This window comes from Streptomyces palmae, from assembly GCF_004684805.1.
Classification (GTDB): domain Bacteria; phylum Actinomycetota; class Actinomycetes; order Streptomycetales; family Streptomycetaceae; genus Streptomyces; species Streptomyces palmae.
Genome location: NZ_SRID01000103.1, coordinates 1 through 18566 on the forward strand (window position 1 = coordinate 1; position 18566 = coordinate 18566).

Annotated in this window: 20 protein-coding genes; 6 read left to right on the forward strand and 14 right to left on the reverse strand. The window is 72.8% G+C overall.

The genetic code is table 11. The features are described 5' to 3' along the window. A partial coding sequence (locus E4099_RS13600) for an ABC transporter substrate-binding protein (RefSeq protein ID WP_209446610.1) occupies positions 1-1851 on the forward strand: 1851 nt, incomplete at its 5' end. Between the two features lie 229 nt (positions 1852-2080). Here the strand turns inward: E4099_RS13600 and E4099_RS13605 are convergent. Beyond that, positions 2081-2830: an SDR family oxidoreductase gene (locus tag E4099_RS13605; RefSeq protein WP_135339293.1), complete on the reverse strand. Its 750-nt coding sequence runs from the start codon at positions 2828-2830 to the stop codon at positions 2081-2083. A gap of 237 nt (positions 2831-3067) precedes the next feature. On the opposite strand from E4099_RS13605, the gene E4099_RS13610 reads away from it, so the two are divergent. Further along, the gene (locus E4099_RS13610) at positions 3068-3820 is read left to right on the forward strand and encodes a GntR family transcriptional regulator (protein WP_135339294.1); all 753 of its coding nucleotides are present in this window, start codon (positions 3068-3070) and stop codon (positions 3818-3820) included. A 54-nt stretch (positions 3821-3874) separates the two neighbouring features. Here the strand turns inward: E4099_RS13610 and E4099_RS13615 are convergent, their stop codons facing one another. Together E4099_RS13615 and E4099_RS13620 are read right to left on the reverse strand one after the other, a co-directional pair. Further along, entirely contained in the window at positions 3875-4537 is a 663-nt protein-coding gene (locus E4099_RS13615) for a response regulator (protein WP_135339295.1), read from the reverse strand. Further along, complete coding sequence (locus E4099_RS13620; RefSeq protein WP_135339296.1) at positions 4534-5661, reverse strand: sensor histidine kinase; 1128 nt, start codon at positions 5659-5661, stop codon at positions 4534-4536. The genes E4099_RS13615 and E4099_RS13620 overlap by 4 nt, the downstream gene beginning before the upstream one ends. Positions 5662-5878: 217 nt before the next feature. Between E4099_RS13620 and E4099_RS13625 the strand changes: the two genes are divergently transcribed. Further along, positions 5879-6262, forward strand: coding sequence for a DUF6223 family protein (locus E4099_RS13625; RefSeq protein WP_135339297.1), 384 nt, complete (start codon positions 5879-5881; stop codon positions 6260-6262). Between the two features lie 205 nt (positions 6263-6467). On the opposite strand, the gene E4099_RS13630 is transcribed toward E4099_RS13625, so the two are convergent. The 4 genes from E4099_RS13630 to E4099_RS13645 all read right to left on the reverse strand — a co-directional run bounded on the left by E4099_RS13630 (position 6468) and on the right by E4099_RS13645 (position 9214). Next, a complete protein-coding gene (locus E4099_RS13630; RefSeq protein WP_135339298.1) occupies positions 6468-7655 on the reverse strand; it encodes an ROK family protein in 1188 nt (395 codons plus the stop codon). A 157-nt stretch (positions 7656-7812) separates the two neighbouring features. Continuing rightward, positions 7813-8679 carry a class I SAM-dependent methyltransferase gene (locus E4099_RS13635; RefSeq protein ID WP_135339299.1) on the reverse strand — a complete coding sequence of 289 codons (867 nt, stop codon included), beginning with the start codon at positions 8677-8679 and terminating at the stop codon, positions 7813-7815. After that, positions 8679-9032 (reverse strand): VOC family protein, encoded by a 354-nt coding sequence (locus E4099_RS13640; protein WP_135339300.1) that lies wholly within the window; start codon positions 9030-9032, stop codon positions 8679-8681. The genes E4099_RS13635 and E4099_RS13640 overlap by 1 nt, the downstream gene beginning before the upstream one ends. Positions 9033-9046: 14 nt before the next feature. Then, a complete protein-coding gene (locus E4099_RS13645; protein WP_135339301.1) occupies positions 9047-9214 on the reverse strand; it encodes a ribbon-helix-helix domain-containing protein in 168 nt (55 codons plus the stop codon). 278 nt (positions 9215-9492) lie between these two features. On the opposite strand from E4099_RS13645, the gene E4099_RS13650 reads away from it, so the two are divergent. Further along, positions 9493-10140, forward strand: a complete 648-nt coding sequence (locus E4099_RS13650) for a LysE family translocator (RefSeq protein ID WP_135339302.1) — start codon at positions 9493-9495, stop codon at positions 10138-10140. Between the two features lie 50 nt (positions 10141-10190). On the opposite strand, the gene mug is transcribed toward E4099_RS13650, so the two are convergent. The 3 genes from mug to E4099_RS13665 all read right to left on the reverse strand — a co-directional run bounded on the left by mug (position 10191) and on the right by E4099_RS13665 (position 13101). Continuing rightward, entirely contained in the window at positions 10191-10718 is a 528-nt protein-coding gene (mug, locus tag E4099_RS13655; RefSeq protein WP_386388943.1) for a G/U mismatch-specific DNA glycosylase, read from the reverse strand. Between the two features lie 20 nt (positions 10719-10738). Next, a complete protein-coding gene (purB, locus tag E4099_RS13660) occupies positions 10739-12181 on the reverse strand; it encodes an adenylosuccinate lyase (protein WP_135339304.1) in 1443 nt (480 codons plus the stop codon). A gap of 131 nt (positions 12182-12312) precedes the next feature. Then, positions 12313-13101 (reverse strand): SGNH/GDSL hydrolase family protein, encoded by a 789-nt coding sequence (locus tag E4099_RS13665; protein ID WP_135339305.1) that lies wholly within the window; start codon positions 13099-13101, stop codon positions 12313-12315. A 109-nt stretch (positions 13102-13210) separates the two neighbouring features. Between E4099_RS13665 and E4099_RS13670 the strand changes: the two genes are divergently transcribed. Both E4099_RS13670 and E4099_RS13675 read left to right on the forward strand, forming a co-directional pair. Further along, a complete protein-coding gene (locus E4099_RS13670; protein WP_135339306.1) occupies positions 13211-13447 on the forward strand; it encodes a hypothetical protein in 237 nt (78 codons plus the stop codon). A 104-nt stretch (positions 13448-13551) separates the two neighbouring features. Further along, positions 13552-13845: a hypothetical protein gene (locus E4099_RS13675; RefSeq protein WP_167828370.1), complete on the forward strand. Its 294-nt coding sequence runs from the start codon at positions 13552-13554 to the stop codon at positions 13843-13845. Positions 13846-13884: 39 nt separating this feature from the next. On the opposite strand, the gene E4099_RS13680 is transcribed toward E4099_RS13675, so the two are convergent. From E4099_RS13680 to E4099_RS13695, 4 genes are all read right to left on the reverse strand, one after another. After that, the gene (locus E4099_RS13680; protein ID WP_135339307.1) at positions 13885-14889 is read right to left on the reverse strand and encodes a hemolysin family protein; all 1005 of its coding nucleotides are present in this window, start codon (positions 14887-14889) and stop codon (positions 13885-13887) included. Beyond that, positions 14886-16229, reverse strand: a complete 1344-nt coding sequence (locus tag E4099_RS13685) for a hemolysin family protein (RefSeq protein WP_135339308.1) — start codon at positions 16227-16229, stop codon at positions 14886-14888. The genes E4099_RS13680 and E4099_RS13685 overlap by 4 nt, the downstream gene beginning before the upstream one ends. Before the next feature lie 346 nt (positions 16230-16575). Then, entirely contained in the window at positions 16576-17091 is a 516-nt protein-coding gene (locus E4099_RS13690) for a hypothetical protein (protein WP_135339309.1), read from the reverse strand. A 151-nt stretch (positions 17092-17242) separates the two neighbouring features. Further along, the coding region (locus tag E4099_RS13695) for an FtsX-like permease family protein (RefSeq protein WP_135339310.1) at positions 17243-18566 on the reverse strand (1324 nt) is incomplete at its 5' end.

An 18566-nucleotide genomic window follows, 5' to 3' on the forward strand; every position in this document is an offset into this window, starting at 1 on the left:
TCCCCCGCCCCCACCAGCGGCCGTCCCGCCGTCCGCCCGCGCGGACGGGCCTGGTCTCGCCGCATCGTTGCGATCGCCGTCGCGGCGACCTTGGTCGGCGGCGGCATCACCGCCCTCGTCGCACATCTGGGAAAGGGCGACAAGAACCACAACACCGGTAAGCGAGGCGGAGGTTCGAGTCCGTCCCCCGACGACGCCACCTCTGCCACCGGCTTCGACGCCGCCGTCGACAAGGTGGTCAACCCCTCTTCGAGGAAGGGCGGCACGCTCCGCCTCGCGACCACTGCCGATGCCGACTCCTGGGACCCGGGCCGCTCCTACTTCGGCTGGGTCTGGAACATCCAGCGTCTCTACAGCCGCACGCTGCTCACCTATGATGCCAAGCCCGGCGCAAAGGGCCTTGAGCTCGTCCCGGACCTGGCCGAGGCGCTGCCCGAGGTGTCGTCCGACGGAAAGACGTACACCGTCAGGATCAAGTCCGGGCTGACCTTCGAGGACGGCACGCCCATCACCTCCCGTGACATCAAGTACGCGATCGCGCGGACCTTCGCGGTGGACGTCGTCAGCGGCGGTCCCCCCTATTTCACGGAGGTGCTGAGAAAGGGACAGGAGTACCAGGGCCCGTACAAGGACAGCGGCGGGAGCGGTCTGTCCTCGGTCGAGACGCCGGACGACCGGACACTCGTGTTCCACCTCGAAGCCCCTGACTCACGGTTTCCGCACCTGCTGGCCATGGGTGCGACCGCCCCGGTGCCCGAGTCCCAGGACACCCGCGCCCGCTACGGATTGAAGCCGGTCGCGTCGGGGCCGTACCGATTCGACTCGTACAGCCCGGGCAAGTCGCTCGTCCTGGTGCGCAACCCCCATTGGGACCCGGCGACCGACCCAGTGCGCAAGGCGCTGCCCGACCGCATCGAGCTGACCGTCTCCGCCGCCCCGGAGGTGGGTGCGCGCCTCCTGGCAGGCACCGCTGACCTGGACGCGTCACAGGCGGGCCTGTCCCAGGCCGACTCCGCCAAGGTCATGGCCGACTCGAAGCTGAAGGCCAACTCGGACGTCCCGTTCTCGGGGACCATGCGAACCATCGCGATGGTGTCCCAAACGGCACCCTTCGACAACGAGCACTGCCGCAAGGCCGTCCTGTACGCGGCCGACACCGCCGCCCTCCAGACCGCGCAGGGCGGTCCGGCCGCGGGCTCCCGCTACGGCAACATGCTGCCCCCGACCCTTCCGGGCAGCGATGCCTACGACCCCTTCGACCTCACCACGGGCAAGCCCCGGATCGCGCAGGCCAAGGAGGAACTCGCTCGGTGCGGACGCCCGAACGGCTTCGACACCAAGCTCGTCGTACGCCACAACAGCCCCAAGGACGTCGCCTCCGCCGAGGTGCTGCAGCAGTCCCTGAAGGCCGCGGGTATCCAGGTCGAGGTCGTACGGCTGGACTACAGCACGTACTTCGAGACCCGCGGCAACCCCAGCGAGATCAAGGACAAGGGCTACGGCCTCATCATGGCCAACTGGAGCTCCGACTTCCCCCAGGGGTCGGGCTTCCTGCAGCCGCTGGCCGACAGCCGAATGATCCGCCCAAGCGGCAACACCAACTACGCCCAGGTCAACGATCCGTCGATCAACGCCCTGATCGACCGGGCAATGGCGGAGACCGACCCCGACAAGGTGGCCGGGCTCTACCGCACCCTCAACCACAAACTCACCGACGGCGCCCACTACCTCCCGGTCGTCGCCGTGAGAACCCTCAACTACCGCAACCCCCGTCTCACCAATGTGTACGTCAGCCGGGCCTACGGCATGGTCGATGTCCAGGCGGTCGGCGTCGGGGGCGCCCCGGGCTGAGCCCTGCGTGCGGAAGGTCAGCGCGCGGGTTCGGGGAGGACGAACTCGCGCGCAGGACGGCACCCCTTGCCAGGGGAAGCCCGCGCGGAGAAGAGAGGTGGGCGCGTATGCACGGCGCCCACCTCGTTGTACCGCTCGGCAGCCTCGTTACAGTCTGTGACTCCCGGCGAGTGCGGGTCCGGCTTGCGTCGTGAGACAGCGGTGCCGTACGGCCCGAGAGGGCTTCCTGTCACAGGCCGCCGGCGACCCGGAGTACGGCTCCGGTGGTGTAGGAGGCCTCCGGGGACATCAGCCAGGCGACCGCCGCGGCGACCTCGTCGGGTTCGCCGGGGCGGCCCATCGGGACCCGGTCCTTGACCCGCCAGGGGCGGTCCGGGTCGCCCATCGCGGCGTGGATGTCGGTGAGGGTCATGCCCGGCTGGACCGAGTTGACCCGGATGCCCTCGGCGGCCAGTTCCTTGGACAGCCCGATGGTCATCGCGTCCACCGCGGCCTTGCTGGCCGCGTAGTGCACGTACTCGCCGGGGCTGCCGGTGGTCGCCGCGCCCGAGGAGATGTTCACGATGGCCCCGCCTGAGCCGCCCGACCGGGTGGACATCTCCCGCGCCGCCCGGCGGGCGCACAGCAGCGCTCCGGTCACGTTCACCTCCACCACCCGGCGCATCACCTCGGGCGAGGTCTCGGTGAAACGGCCCAACGGACCGGTGATCCCCGCGTTGTTGACCAGACCGGTGATCGGCCCCAGCTCCTCGCGCGCGGTGTCGAACAGGGCCTCGACGCCCTGCTCCTCGCTGGTGTCCAGCTGTACGACCACGCAGCGGGCACCCGCCTCGCGCACCGCGGCCGCCGAGGCATGCGCGGCCTCGGCGGCGTGCTGGTAGCCGATGGCGATGTCATGACCGGCCGCCGCCAGCCGTGCGGCGACCGCCGCGCCGATCCCCCGGCTCCCGCCCGTCACCACGGTGACCTGCTGGTTCATACCGTACCCCTCGCTCTCGCCGGATGGACGAACACCTTGTGAACGCTGGACGGAACCGTCCCGGCCAGGACCGTAACGGATCGAGGATTGGTCTTGACCAAGGGGGGTGGGCGTCTTATGGTCGCAGTCATACTTAGTGCAACAACCTTTAATAAAGAAGCGCGCATAACTCTCGCGGTGGCGCGGTCTTCGCCAGGGATGTCCGCAGGGGACACGGCAGCAGACGCGGAGGACAGGATGGGGACCACGCAGCTCGAAACGGTTCCGGAGCCGAAGTACTGGCACCTGAAGACCGTGCTCAGCGAGGCGCTCGACTCGGAGTTCGCGGTGGGTGAGATCCTGCCCAACGAGCGTGAGCTCGCCGCCCGTTTCGGCGTCGCCCGGGCCACCCTGCGCCAGGCACTGGAGCAGTTGGAGCTGGAGGGCCGGCTGCAGCGCCGCCGCGGCGTCGGCACCACGGTGGCGCCACCGCGGGTCGGGGTGGCGGTCGCCGACCCCGGACCGGCCTGGCCCGGCGCCGACGGCACCGCCGACACCTGGCAGCCGGTGGACGGCGGCGAGGCGATCCCGCCCGCCGCGGTGGCCGAGCTGCTGAACGTGGCACCGGACCGCCCGGTGCACGTGGTGCGCCGCACCCGGATGTCCCGCAGCCAGCCGCTGGCCGCCGAACTCCTCTACGTCCCGGCCGAGTCCCTGCCCGGCCTCAGCTCCATCGACGCCCCCACCGGCGCCGCCCGCGCCCGCGTCATCCTGCGCGAACTCCAGCGCCTGGAGCTGGAGAGCCGGGACCAGGCCGTCGAGCTGGGATCGGCCCGGGCCGACGACGCCAGGGAGCTCGACCGGCTGCCGGGCGCCCCGGTGCTGGTCGTCACCACCCGCTACCGCGCCCAGGGTCGTACCGCGGCGGTGGCGGTCGCCACCTACCGCGCCGACACCTGCCGGCTCACCTTCGGTGACACCGGCGGTGGCGTGCGGCTCCTGGCGGGCTGACCCGGCCGCCCCCGGCCGCCCCCGGCGGGCGGCCGGCGCACCGCCGTGCGGGGGTCAGGCATGGCGCGGGGTGACCAGGCCCGACTCATAGGCGAGGACCACGAGCTGAGCCCGGTCACGGGCGTGCAACTTGGTCATGGCCCGGTTGATGTGGGTCTTGGCGGTCATCGGGCTGATCACCATACGATCGGCGATCTGGTCGTTGGACAGTCCGTGCGCGACCAGGGCGACCGCCTCGCGTTCCCGGTTGGTCAGTTCCTCCAGCCCCGTGCGGGGGCCGGGGTCGAGCGGCTGGGCGACGTACCGGTTGATGAGCCTGCGGGTGATCGAGGGGGCCAGCAGGGCGTCGCCGCGCGCGGCGACCCGTACGGAGTGCAGCAGGTCCTCCGGCACGATGTCCTTGACCAGGAATCCGGCGGCGCCGGCGCGCAGCGCCTCGAAGACGTACTCGTCCAGTCCGTAGTTGGTCAGGATGACGACGTGCACCCCGGCCAGGACCGGGTCCGCGGCGATCCGCCGGGTCGTCTCGATGCCGTCGACGACCGGCATCCGGATGTCGACCAGAGCGACGTCCGGCAGGAGTTCCCGGGCCAGAGCCAGGCCCTCCTGCCCGTCGCCGGCCTCCGCCACCACCTCGATGTCGTCCTCGAGGTCGAGGAGGGCACGGAATCCGCTGCGGATGAGCGGCTGGTCGTCGACCAGCAGGACCCGGATCACGACGCCCGGTCCACGGGGAGTTCGGCCCGGACGGTGAAGCCGCCCTCGCCCCGCGGTTCGGCGCGCAGCCGGCCGCCGAGGGCGGTGACGCGTTCGCGCATGCCGAGCAGTCCGACGCCGGGCACCACCACCGCATCCGGTCTCGCCTTGCCGTCGTCGTCGACACGTATCACCACGGCGTCCGGACGGCAGTCGATCCGGACCGACGCCGTGCCGGCTGCCGCGTGGCGGGCGATGTTGGTCAGCGACTCCTGAACGATCCGGTAGACGGTACGGTCCACCGCGGCCGGCGCGTCCGGCGCCTCCCCCTGGACCGTGAGCCTCACGTCCAGGCCGAACGCACGGGCCCGCTCCACGAGTTCGGGTACGTGGTCGAGCCCGCGCGGCGGGGCCGTGTCGTCGTCGCGCAGTGCCTCCAGGGTCGCGCGCAGCTCCCTGGCCGCCTCACGCCCGGCCTCCTGGATCGCCAGCAGCGCCTCCGGCACCTGCTCTCCCTTCCGGCGGGCCACATGGACGGCGACCTCTGCCTGCAGCTTGATGACCGAGATCTGGTGGGTGAGCGAATCGTGCAACTCCCGTGCGATGTGCAGCCGTTCTTCGTCGGCGCGGCGCCGCGCCGCCTCCTCGCGGGTGCGCTCGGCCTCGTCCGCCCGCCGCTCGGCCTGCCGCAGTGCTTCACCAGCGGCGCCGGCCGCGATCAGCCAGGCCAGTTCGAGGGCGCCGCGGGCCTGCGCGAAGGCCTCGGCCGTGTTCCGCGGCTCGGAGGCCAGGGCGGCGAGCAGCAGAAGGACCGGCATGGCCGCGCTCGCCGCCACCGCGACGGTCCGGCGTCCCGCCCGTACGGCCGCGTACACCGCGAACAGGAAGGCGACGGCGGGCACATCGAGACCAGCCGCCTGGTACCCCACCGCGCACAGCCCGGTGACGGCCAGGACCAGCACCGGAACCCGGCGGCGCCCGGCCAGTGCCAAGCCGCCGGCCACCAGCAGCGCGTACCCGAGCACATCGAGGCCGGTGGCGGAACGCTGCTCGGAGATCCCGGTGACCAGCAGCGCGGCTGCCACGCCGACGGCGATCGCCCAGTTGACGACCCGGGCTCGTACCCCGGCTTCGACTGTGCTCATGCGCGCACCTTAGCCGGAGGTCCGCGGCGCACGACTCCCACGTGCGGACGGTCGGCGACTACCGCGTCGGCGGTACGGGTGCGACCCGTGCGGCATCCGCGGTAGCCGGCTGCGGCATCGGCGGCAGGGCGAAGTGTCCGCGTTCGCCGGAGGACGGGGAGGGGGACCGGCGGACATGATCGGCCGACGTCCCGTAGCAGCAGAGAAGGAGCGCCTCATGCCCGTCCTCACCGTGCTCGCCGCACCGGCGGTCGCACATGTCTCGACCCAGCCGATCGCCGCCGGCGTCTCCACCCTGAGCCCGGGGCGCGTCACCGCCATCGTGGCCGCGTTGCTGGCCCTGACCAGCGTGGCCCTCGGCGGTCTGGCGCTGGCTCGCTTCGCCGGGCGGATCAGCACCGGCGACGGGCGGATCCGGGCCATCTCGGCCCTGGCGCTGGGGCCGATGGGCATGGCTCTGGGCGCGCTGGTGGTGGCCACCGCCGAGGGCGGGCTGGGCACCGGCAACGGGCTGGGCGGCGGCATCGTGGCGCTGATGCTCGGGGTGCTGGGCACGGCCCTCGGCGGCCGGGCCCTGGCCCGCTCCCACCGCGCCGGTTGACGCTCCGGAGCCGATGGGGTTTCGGGCCGTGTCGGTCGGTAGGTCGGGTCCGCTGGGTTCGGTGGGCGGTGGTGGTCGGCGGGAGGCCTCCGGGCTGGGGCCTGGCGGGTTCGGGCCGGCTCGGTCGGTAGTGCGGGTCCACTGGGTTCAGCGGGCCGCGACGGGCGGCCGGCACCGTCATCGCCACCGGAGCCGGACGGTACGGTCAGCGCCGGGCGGTCACCGTGCTCTCCACCGCGAAGAGTTCCTTCTCCACATGGTCCAACGCCAGCCGCAGCGCCCCGATGGCCACCGCCGCCTCACCCAGCAGCGACTGCGCGACCTGCGGCGGACGCAGGCAGTACCGGGACAACTCGTCCCGCAACGGGCCCAGTACGCCGTCCAGCCCGGACGCCCAACCCCCCACCACCACGACCTCCGGATCGAGGGCCAGCACCAGCGCGGCCACATCGTGCACCAGCCGCCGGATGAATCGGCCCACCGCCTCCCGGGCCTGCCGGTCACCGTCCCGCGCCAGCGCGAACACCCGCGCCACCTGCGCCTCGTCCAAGGGGTGCAGCGGTTCGCCGGTCGTCGAGAGCACCTCTTCGGGGGTGGCCTCCCGGCCCAGCAGATGCAGCGCCCCGATCTCCCCGGCCGCCCCGCCGAAGCCCCGGTGCAGCCGCCCGGCGATCAGCGCACCGGCTCCCGGGCTGAGGCCGGCCAGGACGAAGACCACATCCCCGGAACCGGCCGCGGCGCCCTTCCAGTGTTCGGCCACGGCGGCCGCGTTGGCGTCGTTCTCCACCAGCACCGGGCAGCGGAACGAACGCTTCAACCGCTCACCGAGCGGAAGTCCGGTCCACCCCGGCAGGGCGGTGCACAGCCGGATGGAGCCGTCCGCCGCGATGATCCCCGGGGTGGCGACCCCGACCGCCCGAAGGGACCCGCGGGCCACGCCCTGACGCCGCAGCAGCTCGGTCACCGCGGACCGAACCCGGTCCAGCCGCTCCTCCGCCTCCGCGTCCGGGGACACCGGGCGCTCGGCCGAGCCCATCAGCCGCCCGTCCAGGTCGGCCAGGAGCGCGGCCACCCGGTGCGCCCCGATCTCGATGCCCAGCAGGTGCCCGGCCTCGGCCCGGAACCGGTAGCGGCGTGCCGGCCGCCCCTGGCGGCGCACCTCGCCCTCCTCGGCCGGCGCCTCGACCACCAGGCCGCCGGCGATCAGCCCGTCCACCACGCCCTCCACGGTGGGCCGGGACAGACCGGTCACCCGGACCAGGTCGGTGAGGCTGGCGGCGTCGGGCGCGGCCGCACCCGGCGCGGTGGCCGTGGCGGTACGCAGCGCGTGCAGGACCACGGCGGAGTTGATGCGCCGGAGCAGAGAAGGGTCTCCGCCGGTGAGCCGCCCCACGTCGCCCTCCCTACTGTGCGTGTGTGCCGGATGGTATCCGCTGCCCCGGGGAGCGGCGAGGCCGGGCATCCGGTGGGGGCCGACCCTGAGGCCCGGATCCCGACCCGCACAGCACGGTCACCGCCTGGTCGGGGTCCGGCGGCCATGTCGCAGAGCCTCAGAGAGTGGCCAGCAGGAAATCCTCGCCGCTGGACGGCCGGAGCCCGTCGGAGCGGTCGGCGAAGTAGCGTTCGGCGAGGACGGTTCCCGACACGTGCCGTGCGTCCGTGAGGCCGGCTTCGCGAGCCAACGCCAGCATGTCCTGCGGGGCGTAGAAGCTGACGAACGGCGTACCGGACGAACGCGCTCCGGCCTGGCTCGTCCGGAGACCCGGCCGGTCGGCCGCGTCGACGAGGTCGGCCGGCAGGAGGAAGCTCATGACGAGGGTCGATCCCGGCGCGAGGGCGGCGACCTGGCGCAGGGTGGCCCCGGTCGCGTCCCTGGTGAGGTACATGCTGACGCCGGTGGAGACGATGACGGCCGGACCGCGGGGGTCGAATCCTGCCGCGACGAGCCGCTCCCACCAGGACTCGCCCGCCTCGAAGTCGACCGGTACCAGGTGCAGCCACTCCGGGACTCCATAACCGAGTTCCACCAGGCGCCGGCGCTTCCACGCCTGGGTGCCGGGCTGGTCGACCTCGAAGAGCCTCAGCCGCGAGGCGATCTCCGGTCTGCGTTGGGCGAAGGTGTCCAGACCGGCCCCCAGGATGACGTACTGGCCGACGCCGCGTTCGACCTGCTCGGTGACCAGATCCTCGACGAAGCGGGCGCGAGCCACCATCGCCGCCCGAAAGGCGCCGGTGGCCTCGGGGGCCATGTCCGGGCGGTGGGGCCAGTCGGCTTCGGGGGCCACCAGCCGCAGCCCGATCTCGTCCTCCAGTACGTAGGGCGCCGCATCGACCCGGACGTGCATCGCCCGCCACAGCGCGCAGCGCACCGCGGTGTTGTCCGGCGGCGTGACGGCCTCGTTCCGCGTGGTGCCCATCATCGCGGTCCATCCCCGGCAGGAGCCTGAAGGCTCCACAGGCGTCCATCAGGGTCGCGGACGGTCATCAGCCTGGTGCCGAAGTGCGTGTCCTCGAACGGCGTGACCACCTCGACATCCGGACCGGGACGGAACGCGTCCGCGTCCGGCACCCCCAACACGATCCGCGTCTGCGGCTTGCGGTCCTCGGGCACCTCGGCGATGAACACGTACGGGCCGTCGCCGCGGCGCAGCCGGCCGGAGTTGTGGTCGGTCGAGAACTCCAGGTCGAAGCCCAGGGCCTGGAAGAACCTCGCCGCCTTCCCCCAGTTGTGCGTTTCCAGGAAGACGGCCTCGATACCTTCGGTCGCCATAGCGGCTTCCCCCTTCAGCTCGAATTCTGATCTTGCTCACCGGGTTCGTCGAGGTAGGCGCGCAGCGCGTCTGCGACCAATGCCGACAACGACATGCCCGAGTCGATGGCGCGGTACTTGACCTGCTTGATCAGCGAGATCGGCAGGTACACGTTGAACTGCTTGACTTCCTCATCACCCACGCTGGGAGGCTAGCATGCTAGCAACCTAGATGTCCTGGTCTCCGGTGGACGAACAGTCGTGACGGGGCGGCGGGCCGCCGCCGGGCGAGGCCGGTCGGCCGGTGAGGGCCGGGCTTCGGTACGCGCACCCCTCGGCGGGTGCGCGCCGGATGCCAACCGTCGCCGGTGCGCGCCGGCCAGGAACGCGCGCGTGTCGTGTCGGCAGGGCCCGCGGCCGTGGTGCCCGGACCGCGCACCCCAGCCGCCCGGCCCCGGCGCGATCCATCCACAATGACGCCATGACCATACTTTCGGCCGTTGCGTCCTTCGCTGTCGTCGCCGGCCTGCTCACGATCGTCCCGGGGCTCGACACGGCCCTGGTCCTGCGCAGTGCGGCGACTCACGGCCGCGCCCACGCCTTCGCCACCGCACTGGGCATCGGCACCGGCGCCCTGGCCTGGGGCGCCGCCGCGGCCTGCGGGGCCAGTGCCCTGCTGACGGCCTCGCAGACCGCCTACACCGCGCTGCGCGTCGCGGGCGCGGCCTATCTGCTGTGGATGGGCATCGGGATGCTGCGGGCGCTGCGCCGGGAACCGGTCGCCGCCGGCCCGCACCCCGAGCAGCGGACGGTGCGGCTGTCCGGTTCGTATCGGCGCGGTCTGACCACGAACCTGCTCAACCCCAAGATCGGGGTCTTCTACATGGCGATGCTGCCGCAGTTCGTTCCCGCGGACACCTCCCACCTCGCCATGGGCCTGCTGCTGGCTCTGGTGCACGACATCGAGGGAATGCTCTGGTTCACGCTGCTGATCCTGGGCACCGAACGGGTGGCGGCCCTCCTGCGGCGCTTGAAGGTCAGCCGCCGCGCCGCCCAGCGTTCCCTGGACGCGACGACGGGGACGGTGCTCATCGGCTTCGGCCTGAACCTGGCGCTGTCCGAACACTGAGGACCGGCGGGGGCGGACCCGCTCCCGCCCGATCCGGCAAGGAGGTGCCGTCAGTCCTCCGCGAAGGCCGCCGTGCGCAGTCGGCCGTACTCCTCGGCCATGCGCGCCACGGTCCACTGCGCGTTGAGCCCGCTGGGGTTGGGCAGCGCCCAGATCCTGGTGTCGCCGATGGTCCGCTGCTGCGGGCCTATGGCGGCGTGCCGGTCGCCGAAGGCGACCCGGTAGGCGGTGATCCCGGCGACGGCCAGCCAGCGGGGCCGCAGCCTGAGCACCTTCTCGGCCAGCAGTCGTCCGCCCTCGCGGTACTCCGCCTCGGTGAGCTCGTCCGCCCGGGCCGAGGCCCGGGCCACCACATTGGTGATCCCCAGCCCATGGTCGAGCAACCGCTCCTGCTCGGCGGGCGCGAACAGGCGCGGGGTGAAGCCGGAGGCGTGCAGCACCGGCCAGAACCTGTTACCGGGCCGGGCGAAGTGGTGGCCGGTGGCGGCCGTCATCAGCCCGGGGTTGATGCCGCAGAAGAGCACCCGCAGGCCGTCCGCGACCACATCGGGCACGATGCGGTCGCGGACGGCCTCCAACTGCTCGGCGGTGAACCCGCTCAGAGGATCGCTCCGGGGCGGTACGCGGCGGCCTCCGGATGCTGCTTGGCGATCTCCTCGATCCGCGCCACCACGGCCTGGACCTGGTCGGCGGCGGCACCGGTGAAGGACAGCTTGTCGGCCATGAGGGCCTCCAGTCCGGCGCGGTCCAGCGGGATGCGCTCATCGGCGGCCAGCTTGTCCAGCAGGTCGTTGCGCTCGGCGCCCTGCTCCCGCATGGCCAGCGCGGTGGCCACCGCGTTCTCCTTGATCGCCTCGTGCGCCACCTCGCGGCCCACCCCGGCCCGTACCGCGCCCATCAGCACCTTGGTGGTGGCCAGGAAGGGCAGGTAGCGGTCGAGCTCCCGGGCGATGACGGCCGGGAAGGCGCCGAACTCGTCGAGCACCGTGAGGAAGGTCTCCAGCAGCCCGTCGAAGGCGAAGAACGCGTCCGGCAGCGCGACCCGGCGCACCACCGAGCAGGACACGTCGCCCTCGTTCCACTGGTCGCCGGCGAGCTCGCCGACCATCGAGGCGTAGCCGCGCAGGATCACCGCGAGGCCGTTCACCCGCTCGCAGGACCGGGTGTTCATCTTGTGCGGCATGGCGGAGGAGCCGACCTGGCCGGGCTTGAAGCCCTCGGTCACCAGCTCGTGCCCGGCCATCAGCCGGATCGTCTTGGCCAGCGAGGAGGGCGCGGCGGCCAGCTGGACCAGGGCGGTCACCACGTCGTAGTCCAGCGAGCGCGGGTAGACCTGGCCGACCGAGGTGAAGGCGTGCGCGAAGCCCAGGTGGTGGGCGATCCGCTGCTCGAGCTCGGCCAGCCGGGCCCGGCCCTCCGGGCCACCGCCCAGCAGGTCGAGCATGTCCTGCGCGGTACCCACCGGGCCCTTGATGCCGCGCAGCGGATAGCGGTCCAGCAGGTCCGCCAGCCGCCCGTAGGCCACCAGCAGCTCATCGGCGGCGGTGGCGAACCGCTTGCCCAGCGTGGTGGCCTGGGCCGCCACATTGTGCGAGCGGCCGGCCATCACCAGTTCGGCGTGCTCGGCGGCGATCGCGCCCAGGCGGACCAGGACCGAGACGGTGCGGTCCCGGACCAGCTCCAGCGAGAGCCGGACCTGGAGCTGCTCGACGTTCTCGGTCAGATCGCGGGAGGTCATCCCCTTGTGCACGTGCTCATGGCCGGCGAGGGCGTTGAACTCCTCGATCCGGGCCTTCACATCGTGCCGGGTGACCTTCTCCCGCTCGGCGATCGAGGCCAGGTCGACGGTGTCCAGCACGCGCTCGTAGTCGGCGATCGCCTCGTCGGGCACCTCGATCCCGAGGTCCTTCTGAGCGCGGAGCACGGCGAGCCACAGCCGCCGCTCCAGCACCACCTTGTATTCGGGGGACCACAGGACGGCCAGCTCCGGGGAGGCGTAGCGGCCGGCCAGGACGTTCGGGATGCGCGGCTTAACAGTCACGTGTCGAGATTCTACTGGCCGCCCACTGGCGGTTTGCGCAGGCCAGGGCCCTGGTCGCGGTTGTGGTTTGCTACAAGGGCGGCAACCGGCACGCCGTCGGCCTCAAGCGGCGGCACTCCGCGCGCGGTGTCTCAGACCTCGTACGGCAGGAGTTCGGCACGCTTGGGCGGGCGGCCGTCCCCCGAGGAGCGCCCGGTCAGCCGCCGTCCTATCCACGGCAGCAGATGCTCGCGGGCGAACCGCAGGTCGCCGGCGCGCCGGGTGGACCAGCCGGGCCGTACCGCGGGCGGCAGCGGCGCGTTCCAGTCCTCCTGCGCCGGGTAGCCGAGGGCCTGCCACACGGCCTCGGCCACCCGGCGGTGGCCCTCGGCGTTCAGGTGCAGCCGGTCCTCCGCCCACATCCGGGGGTCGCCCAGCGGCTGTGAGGCGAACAGGTCCACCACCACCGCGTCGTAGCGCACCGCGAGGTCGTCGATGTGCGAGAAGAGCTGCTCCATCCGGGGCCGGAACCGCTCCAGCGCCGGTCCGCGCCGCCCCGGGCTGCGCATCAGCACCAGCTGTCCGCAGCTGGGGGCGATCCGGGCCACCGCCTCCTCCAGCGTCGCGCACACCCGCGCGACGTCGCACTTGGGCCGCAGGACGTCGTTGAGCCCGCCCACCAGCGTCACCAGGTCGGCGCGCATCGCGGCGGCCGAGTCGGCCTGGTCCGAGGCGATCTGGGCGATGAGCTTCCCGCGCACCGCGAGGTTGGCGTAGCGGAAGCCGGGGGTCAGGGCCGCCAGCCGGGCGGCGAGCAGATCCGCCCAGCCGCGGTAGCTGCCGTCGGCGAGCTCGTCCGACATGCCCTCGGTGAAGGAGTCGCCGATCGCGACGAAACTGGTGTGGGCGGTGGCCCGCGGCGGTGTGGGTGTGGTCTCCATGGCGCCGACATACTAGCCGGTCGCTTAGTGACTCCTCGGGGGCTCCCGCCGCCCGCCCGGTGACCGGCTCCGGGTGCGCCGGGCAGCGGGCGCGAGCATCATCGGCCCCATGGTCACCACGCATATCTACTTCGAAGGCGGTACGCGCAACGGTACGACCGAGATCTGGAACATGGAGCCCGGCACGGACGTCCACGACGACAACATCTTCCGGCCGCCGGAGCTCTACCGCCGGACCACGCGCAGCAAGCTGATCGGGAACGTGGAGTTCACGGTGTTCCGCTACGACCCCGCCGCCCGCCCGCCGGGCGCTCCCGCCGGGCCGACCCCCAGCCGGCGCGACTGATCGGGCGCGCTCCGGGCGTGAGCGCGCCGTGCGCCGGAGCCCGTTCAGGAGTCCGTCAGGCGGTGGCGGTTCCGAACAGGGCCGGGTGGGGCAGTCTGATCGGCGTGGATGCCTATGAATGCGACCGAACGACCATGGCCGTCGTCGCCACCGCGCTCGCCGACGACGGCGAGGCCGCCGCCGAGCTGCTGGCGCCGCTGGAGACCCGCGATGTGTGCCGGGTGGCGGTACGGCTCGCGGCGATGGCGGCGGACGCGCTGCTGGCCGCGGCCGAGGCCGAGGGCGGCGGCCGGGAGGAGGCCCTGGCCCGCTGGCAGGCGTGCATCCTGGCGCACGAGGCCGGGCGGGGGGAGGCCGGGCGCGAGGAGGACGCGGAGCCCGGCCCGGAGAGCTGGTGACAGGGGGCGCACCACACACGGGCGGCGCGCCCCCACCGCTCAGGCCACCAGCTCGCGCAGCACGTCCTCCATGGCGACCAGCCCGGCCGGCCGACCGTCCTCACCGATCACCGCCGCCAGATGGGTGCGGCTGCCGCGCATCGCGGTGAGCACGTCGTCCATCGGGGTGTCCGCCCGCACCCGGGCGATCGGACGCAGCTGGCCCAACCGGAAGGGCAGGTCCCGCGGGCGGACGTCCAGCGCGTCCTTCACATGCAGGTAGCCCAGGATCCGGCCGTCCTCGTCGACCACCGGGAAGCGGGAGAAGCCGGAGTCGGCACAGAGCCGCTCGAGCCCCTCGGGGTCCACCCCGATCCGCGCGGAGACCACCCGGTCCATCGGCAGCACCACGTCCCGCACCGGCCTGCGGCCCAGCTCCAGGGCCTCCCGCAGCCGGTCGGTGGCCCGGCCGTCCAACAGCCCGGCCGCCCCGGAGTCGGCGACGATGCGGGCCAGCTCGTCGTCCGAGAAGACCGCCGCGACCTCGTTCTTCGGCTCCACCCTGAGCAGGGTGAGGATGCCGTTGGCGAACGCGTTGACGGTGAAGATCACCGGCCGCACGGCACGGGCCAGCCCCACCAGCGGCGGGCCGAGCAGCAGCGCGGAGCGCTCCGGGTCGGCCAGCGCGATGTTCTTGGGCACCATCTCGCCGAAGAGCATGTGCAGATAGGTGGCCACGGCCAGCGCGATCACGAACGAGAGCGGATGCACCAACCCGTGCGGCAGACGCACCAGGTGGAACACCGGCTCCAGCAGATGCGCGATGGCCGGCTCGGCCACCACACCCAGCACCAGGGTGCACAGGGTGATGCCCAGCTGCGCCGCGGCCAGCAGTGCCGAGACGTGCTCCAGGCCCCACAGCACGCTGCGCGCCCGGCGGTCGCCGCGGTCGGCGTGCGGCTCGATCTGGCTGCGGCGCACCGAGATCAGCGCGAACTCGGCGCCCACGAAGAAGGCGTTGACCACCAGCGTCAGCAGGCCGATCAGCAGTTGCAGTACGGTCATCGGTCCGCCCCCTCGTCATGGGCGCCCAACGGTCCGGGCAGCGGCGCCCGCAACCGGACCCGGGCCGCCCGGTGCCCGGAGGCATCCCGTACCTCCAGGTGCCAGCCGGCCACGTCGACGCCGTCCCCGGCGGTCGGGATCCGGCCCAGCCCGGTGGCGACCAGCCCGGCCAGGGTCTCGTACGGACCCTCGGGGGCCCGCAGCCCGATGGCCTGCAACTGGTCGCAGCGGACCGCGCCGTCCGCGTCGTAGAGCCGGCGGCCGTCCTGGTCGGTGCCGGCCGGGGCCAGATCGGGGGTCTCCGCCGGGTCGTGCTCGTCGCGGACCTCGCCGACCACCTCCTCGACGATGTCCTCCAGCGTCACCACGCCGGCGGTCCCGCCGTACTCGTCGATGACCACGGCCATGCCGGGCCTGCGACCGAGCCGGTCCAGCAGCCGGTCCACCGTCAGCGACTGGGGGACCAGCAGCGGCTCGCGGGTCAGCTCGGACACCGGGTGGCGCAGCCGCTGCTCGACGGGCAGCGCCAGGACGTCCTTGATGTGGGCGATGCCGATGACGGTGTCCAGGCTGCCCCGGTGGACCGGGAAGCGGGACAGGCCGGTGGCGCGGGTGGCGTTCACCACGTCCTCGGCGGTGGCCTGTGCCTCCAGGGAGATCACCTGCACCCGCGGGGTCATCACGTTCTCCGCGGTCAGCTCGGCCAGCTTGAGGGAGCGGACGAACAGCTCGGCGGTGTCCGCCTCCAGCGCCCCCTCCCTGGCCGAGTGGCGGGCCAGCGCGACCAGCTCCTGCGGGCTGCGCGCGGAGGCCAGCTCCTCGGTGGGCTCGATGCCCAGCCGGCGCACGGTGCGGTTGGCGGTGTTGTTGAGATGGTGGATCAACGGGCGGAAGGCGGCGCTGAAGGCACGCTGCGGGCCGGCCACCTTCAGGACCACCGGCAGGGGCCGGGAGATCGCCCAGTTCTTCGGGACCAGCTCGCCCAGCACCATCAGCACCACGGTGGACAGTACGGTGCCCAGCACCAGGGCGGCGGCGGAGGCCGTTGCGCGGGGGAGGCCGGCCGCCTCGATCGGCCCGGTGAGCAGGGCGCCGATGGACGGTTTGGCGATCATTCCGATGATCAGGCCGGTGAGGGTGATGCCGAGCTGGGCGCCGGAGAGCTGGAAGGTGAGCCCGCGCACCGCCCGCAGCGCGCCGGCCGCGCCCCGCTCACCCCGCTCCGCGGCGTCCTCCAACTCACTGCGCTCGACCGTGGTCAGCGAGAACTCCGCCGCGACGAACAGCGCGCAGACGAGCGTCAGCAGCAGGGCGACCAGTAGCAGGATCGCTTCGGTCATCGATTCACCTCCGTCCCATGATCGGCCACAGGCCGAAGGATCGCGCGATGCCGACTGTCGGGGGGTTCGCCCATGAAGGGGGCTCACTCCTTGCTGCTCAGGGTTGCTCGGACGGGCTCGGGGTGTGCTCAGGAGCTGTCGCGATTTCCCGTGCGATTCCCCGAGGTGTCGCGTCCGCGGACGCGGCCGGACCACCCCATGGTAAAGGATTGGCAAAGCGCCTGGTGGGGGCGGTCGCCGAGGGGATTCACCCAGCGGGGCGGGGCACGGCCGACCGCGTCCCCGGGCGGGGTGCGCGAGCGCACAGCCGTCCCGCGCCATCGCGTCGCCGCGCCAGACGCGACCGTCAGTGCTGGAGGACGGCTTTGGCGCAGACGATGAGCAGTCCGAGGAGGAGGTTGGCCATGCCCGCCACCAGCACCAGGCGGCGGGAGGCGCCCGCGCGGAGGGCGGCGGTGGCCGCCCAGCCGACCTGCCCGGACACCGCGACACCGAGTGCCAGCCACGCCGTCCCCTGCGCTCCCAGGCCCAGCAGTGGACTGACCGCGACGGCCACGGCCGGCGGGACGGCCGCCTTGACGATCGGCCACTCGTCGGCGCACGCCCGGCGCACCTCCGCCCAGTGCGGATGCTGCTGGGCGATTCGCTCCCCGAACAGGCGGGCGAAGACGTGGGAGGCCCAGAACACCAGACCGGTGATGAGCAGCAGCAGGATGAGTCGCAGCCGGGGGTGCGCGCCGAGCGTTCCGGCGCCGACCACCACCGAGGCGGCGAGCAGTGAGCCGTATACGGCGCCGGTGTAGTCGATCCCGGTCGAGGCCGCCGCTCGGGCCCGCGGGTGCGGTGTGGAGCGTTTCACCATCACCGATCCAGGTTCACCTCGCGGGCCGCGTTCCGCATGGCCACCACGGGCCCACCTGGACGAGCACGGCGACCTGGGGGCACCATCGGGAGCGGGCGCCCGGCGCGCCCTCGCGGGCCACCGGCCGGCGCGCTCTCCCGGGCCACCGATGTCACTCGTGGGCGATCGCGTCCAGGACGTTCATCCGGGAGGCGCGCAGGGCCGGCAGCAGGGCCGCGACCAGGCCCACCTCCACCGAGCCGACGAGCACCACCAGCATGGTGGGCCAGGGCACCGACAGCGCCGTCAATCCCTGCAGCGCCAGCACATGACGCATGGTCACCCCCCACAGCAGGCCGAGACCGAGCCCCAGCACCGCGCCGAACACCGCGATGATCACCGCCTCCAGGCGGACCATCCGCCGGGTCTGCACCCGGGACAGCCCGATCGCCCGCAGCAGCCCGATCTCCCGGGTGCGCTCCACCACCGCGAGGGCCAGTGTGTTCACCACCCCGAGCACCGCGATCACGATGGCCAGCCCCAGCAGCGCGTACACCAGGTACAGCAGCACCGCGATCTGGTCGTGCACCAGCTTCTTGTAGTCCGCCTGGTCCCGCACCTTCACCTGCGGGAAGGAGGCCAGCGCGCGCTCCAGCCGGTGCCGCAGTTCGGGGGCGGCGGTGCCCGGGGCGGCGTTCACATAGAGGGCCGAGTCCAGGCTGCCGGGCAGATACCGCTCCGCGGTGCCGATGCCCATCAGGATGCCGCCCTCGGACCCGAAGCCGTTCCCCGACCTGGACCGGGTGAGCGCCCCCACCGTCAGCCGGGCCGTGCGTCCCGTGGAGAACGCGGCGGTGATCCGGCTGCCGAGGCGGATGCCGTGCTCCTGGGCGAAGGCCTCCTCCATCCCGAGGTGACCGGGGGCGAGTGCCGCCGCGGTGCCGCCCGCCGTGTAGTCCATCGAGATGACCTCGTCGAACCGCCGGTCGAAGGCGCCGCCGGTGGTACGGACCGACGTACCGTCCGGCAGCGCGAGCCGCATCGGCACATAGCGCTGCCGCACCAGCGCGCCCAGCCCCGGCACACTCCGCACCCGCTCGGTGATCTCTCGGGGGAAGGGGCCGAAGTGGTTGTTCTGCACCACGAAGTCGGCGCCGAGCGAGTGGTCGATCCGCTCGTCGAAGGACCGGTTCATCGACGACCCGGCCACCGACATCCCGGCCACCAGCGCCAGCCCGACCATCAGCGCCGCGGCGGTGGCGCCGGTGCGCCGGGGATTGCGCAGCGCGTTGCGCTGGCCGATCCGCCCCACCGGGCCGAACAGCCGGGGCAGGCCGCCGCCCAGCACCCGTACCAGGGGACGTACCAGCAGCGGGCCGGCCACCACCATGGCGATCAGGGTCAGCAGGACGCCCAGCCCCAGCAGCGCCGTCGCCGAGGCGGTGCGGTCGCTGCGGACGCAGCCCAGCAGCGCGGCCCCGCCCGCCGCCCCGGTC